Source organism: Pseudomonas sp. TJI-51 (assembly GCF_000190455.2).
GTDB lineage: Bacteria > Pseudomonadota > Gammaproteobacteria > Pseudomonadales > Pseudomonadaceae > Aquipseudomonas > Aquipseudomonas juntendi.
Map to the genome: position 1 here is coordinate 2597 of NZ_AEWE02000092.1, position 4420 is coordinate 7016.

At 61.8% G+C, this 4420-nt stretch carries 2 protein-coding genes and 1 pseudogene; 2 read left to right on the forward strand and 1 reads right to left on the reverse strand.

The window, feature by feature from the left end; all coding sequences use genetic code 11:
• Positions 1–178 (reverse strand): annotated as a pseudogene (locus G1E_RS29705) (aminoglycoside phosphotransferase); the annotation flags it as partial.
• 130 nt (positions 179–308) lie between these two features.
• On the opposite strand from G1E_RS29705, the gene G1E_RS19545 reads away from it, so the two are divergent.
• Positions 309–3116, forward strand: a complete 2808-nt coding sequence (locus tag G1E_RS19545) for an LPS-assembly protein LptD (protein WP_047150036.1) — start codon at positions 309–311, stop codon at positions 3114–3116.
• Positions 3097–4416 carry a peptidylprolyl isomerase SurA gene (surA, locus tag G1E_RS19550; protein ID WP_033690895.1) on the forward strand — a complete coding sequence of 440 codons (1320 nt, stop codon included), beginning with the start codon at positions 3097–3099 and terminating at the stop codon, positions 4414–4416. The genes G1E_RS19545 and surA overlap by 20 nt, the downstream gene beginning before the upstream one ends.
• Positions 4417–4420 lie beyond the last annotated feature (4 nt).

Sequence of the window (4420 nt, forward strand, 5' to 3'; positions counted from 1 at the left end):
CCACGAAGCTGTGCCCAGCCCCCTGCCAGCGGAAGTAACGGCGGAAGCTGGCATCGCTGCTGGCCGCGGTCAGGCGGCCTTCGGGCACCTCGCCCCAAGCCTTGCTGCGGAAAAGTTCATCGAGCTGCTCGGCGAGCCAGACCGTCAGCTGTTGCAGGCGTACATCGTGTTCAGGCATTACAAGGGTCTCCGACGGCCCTAGCCGTCAAGCGGGTCATGCTTTATTATCCAGCATCTTTTTCAGACCATCGAGAGGCGTGCGGCCCCACACGCGGGCAGATGGCACGCAGGAAGCCCGGACTAATAAGATGGCATTGAAATCCCCCGCGTTTCGTAGAAAGTTTCCGTTGCTGGTCACCGGCGGTCTGCTGGCCCTGCAACCTCTGGCCACATCGTACGTGGTGGCAGCCGAGCAGTTTGACTGCCAAGTGTCCGCCGCCGGCGGCTGGGACTGCAAGCCCAAGACCCCAGCCAGCAACCTGCCGCCACGCCCGGTGCACGAAGGTGCCGCCGTCAGCGGCGGCACCGAAGCCGCGAGCGAAGGCGAAACTGCGGACCGGCCGATGCTGGTCACCGAGGCCAAAGGCCGCGGCCTGAAGTCGCGCAGCGAAGACTACAGCCACCTCGACTGGGTGCCGCGTGAAAAGCTCACTGCCGCACAGCTGGCCGAAACCGGCCCGTACTGCGGTGGCGCCTACATCGAGCCGACTCGCCCAGGCATGGCCGACACCACGCCCAAGGACGAGTCGCCGACCTACATCAATGCCAAGGTGTCCAAGTACCAGCAGGAGCAGCAGATCGCTACCCTCGCCGGTGACGTGGTCATGCGCCAGGGCAGCATGCAGGCCGAAGCGGACGAGGCCAACCTGTACCAGGCCGAAAACCGTGGCGAGCTCAAAGGCAACGTCAAGATCCGTGACAACGGCTCGCTGGTAGTCGGTGACCAGGCACAGATTCAGCTCGACACGGGCGAAGCCCAGGTCGACAACGCCGAATACGTGATGCACAAGTCGCATATCCGCGGCAGCGCCCTGTACGCCAAGCGTGGCGAAAACGCCATCATCCGCCTCAAGGACGGTACGTACACCACCTGCGAACCGGGCAGCAACGCCTGGCAGCTGAAGGGCAACAACATCACCCTGAACCCGGCCACCGGCTTCGGCACCGCGACCAACGTCACCCTGCGGGTCAAGGATTTCCCGGTGTTCTACACACCGTACATCTACTTCCCGATTGACGATCGTCGCCAGTCCGGCTTCCTGCCACCTTCGTTCAGCAGCAGCAGCGACACCGGCTTCATGCTGGTCACGCCGTACTACTTCAACCTGGCGCCGAACTACGACGCCACGTTGTACCCGCGCTACATGACCAAGCGCGGCTTGCTGATGGAAGGCGAATTCCGCTACCTGACCAAGTCCAGCGAAGGCCAGTTCGGCGGCGCGTACCTGAACGACAAGAACGACGACCGCAAAGACCAGACGGACTACAAAGACCAGCGCTGGATGGTCAACTGGCAGCACAAGGGTGGCCTGGACGAACGCCTGATGACCGAGGTGGACTACACCGACATCAGCGACCCGTTCTACTTCCAGGACCTGGAGTCCGATCAGATCGGCGTGGAAAGCCGCGACGTGCTGAACCAGCAGGGCGCGCTGACCTACCGTGGCGACAGCTACACCGCGCGCCTGAACGTGCATGCCTACGAAATGGCGACCATTTCGCAGATCACGCCGTATGACCGCCTGCCGCAGCTGACCCTCAACGGTACCCTGCCATTCCAGCCAGGCGGCCTGAACCTGGGTTACGAGACCGAAGCGGTACGCTTCGAGCGTGACTTGAAGAACGACACCGTGTTCGACAAGGATGGCAACCTCGACCTCACAGCCGGGCCAGACGGTCGTCGCCTTGATCAGAACATCCAAGGCATCGAGCGGGCCAACGGCACCCGCCTGAATGTGGCGCCGTCCATCAGCTACCCGATGACGGCCAGCTATGGGTTCCTGACGCCCAAGCTGAAATATGCCTACACCCAGTACGACCTGGACCTCGACAGCAAAGGCAAGGCCGATGCAATCGCCCTGGAAGCTCGAAATCCAACCGCCTACGGCAGCTACGACAGCTCCGTAAGCCGCGACGTACCGATCTTCAGCGTCGACAGCGGCCTGTACTTTGACCGCAATACCTCGCTGTTTGGCAACAACTACCGTCAAACCCTCGAACCGCGCATGTTCTACCTGTACGTCCCGTACAAGGACCAGAAGGACATCCCGCTGTTCGATACTGGCGAAACCCTGTTCAGCTACGATTCGCTGTTCCGCGACAACCGCTTCAGCGGCACCGACCGCATCGGCGACGAGAACAAGCTGTCGCTGGGTGTCACCACCCGCTGGATCGAAGACAACGGCTTCGAGCGCCAGAACTTCAGCATCGGCCAGGCCTACTACTTCAAAGACCGCAAGGTACAGTTGCCGGGTATCGACTACCGCACCCGCAAAGACTCGCAGTCCGACGTGTCGCCATACGCCCTGGTGTACAACTACTACTTCAACCGCGACTGGCGCTTCAATTCGGACTTCAACTGGGACCCGGACAGCCACAGCACCCGCTCGGGCAGCGCGATGTTCCACTACCAGCCTGAAGACAACCCGAACAAGATCGTCAACCTCGGCTACCGCTACCGTAACGACACCATCGCCTACGACTCGACAACGGGTACCTGGAAGGTGGGCGGCGGTGACTATGGCACCCCAGGCGATCCGAACTACATCAAGGATTACTACAAGATCCAGCAGCACGATTTCTCGGTCATCTGGCCGATCGTGCCACAGTGGAGCGTGATTGCCCGCTGGCAGCATGACTACAACCGCAACCGCACCCTGGAAGCCATGGGTGGTTTCGAATACGACAACTGCTGCTGGAAGCTGCGTCTGGTCAACCGGTACTGGATCGACTACGACGATTTCAGCCAGGCCCTTCCGCAGAACGAAAAAGGCGACCACGGTGTCTTCCTTCAGATCGTCCTGAAAGGCCTCGGTGGTGTAGTTGGCAACAAGGTCGAATCTTTCCTCGACCAAGGCATTCAAGGTTACCGTGAACGTGAAGACCAAGCTTATTGATCGACTGCGCCCAGTGCTGCTGGGCGTCGCTTTGCTGAGTGGCGCGGTGCATGCCGCGGTACAGCCGCTTGATCGCGTGGTGGCCATCGTCGACAACGACGTGGTCATGCAAAGCCAGCTGGACCAGCGCGTGCATGAGGTTCAGCAAACCATCGCCAAGCGCGGCGGCAGCGTGCCGCCCGCCGGCGCCCTGGAACAGCAGGTACTGGAACGCCTGATCGTCGAAAACCTGCAACTGCAGATTGGCGAACGCTCCGGCATTCGCATCACCGACGAAGAACTGAACCAGGCCATCGGCACCATTGCCCAGCGCAACGGCATGTCGCTGGACCAGTTCCGCGCAGCGTTGGCCCATGACGGCCTGTCGTTCGACGACGCCCGCGACCAGGTCAAGCGCGAGATGATCATCAGCCGCGTGCGCCAACGCCGCGTGGCCGAGCGCATCCAGGTGTCGGAGCAGGAAGTGAAGAACTTCCTCAACTCCGACATGGGCAAGATGCAGATGTCGGAAGAGTACCGCCTGGCCAACATCCTGATCCCCACCCCGGAAGCCGCCAACTCGGCAGACATCCAGAAGGCTGCACGCCAGGTGGGCGAGGTGTACCAGCAACTCAAGCAAGGCGCGGACTTCGGCCAACTGGCCATCGCCCGCTCCGCCAGCGAAAACGCCCTGGAAGGCGGCGAGATGGGTTGGCGTAAAGCGGCCCAGCTGCCACCAGACTTCGCCAAGATGCTCAGCAGCATGCCCGTGGGTGAAATCACCCAGCCGATCCGCATCCCCAACGGCTTCATCATCCTCAAGCTGGAAGAGAAGCGTGGTGGCAGCGAGAACGTGCTGCGCGACGAAGTGCACGTGCGCCACATCCTGATCAAGCCAAGCGAGATCCGCAGCGACGCGGCCACCGAGCAACTGGCCGAGCGCCTGTACGAACGCATCAAGAACGGCGAAGACTTCGCCGAACTGGCGAAAAGCTACTCGGAAGACCCGGGCTCAGCGCTCAACGGCGGTGACCTCAACTGGGTCGACCCGAACAGCCTGGTGCCCGAGTTCCGCGAGCAGATGGCCAACGCCCAGCAAGGCGTTGTGACCAAGCCGTTCAAAACCCAGTATGGCTGGCACGTGCTGGAAGTACTGGGCCGTCGGGCCACCGACAGCACCGAGCAGGCGCGTGAGCAACAGGCCCTGAACGTGCTGCGTAACCGCAAATACGACGAAGAGCTGCAAACCTGGCTGCGCCAGATCCGCGACGAAGCCTACGTTGAAATCAAGCTGCCTGGCGCCGACCAGGCCGCCCAGTGAAGCC

Bases quoted from the DNA above. Each gene is read 5' to 3' on its own strand.
- G1E_RS19545 (WP_047150036.1), top strand. From the start codon at position 309: ATGGCATTGAAATCCCCCGCGTTTCGTAGAAAGTTTCCGTTGCTGGTC.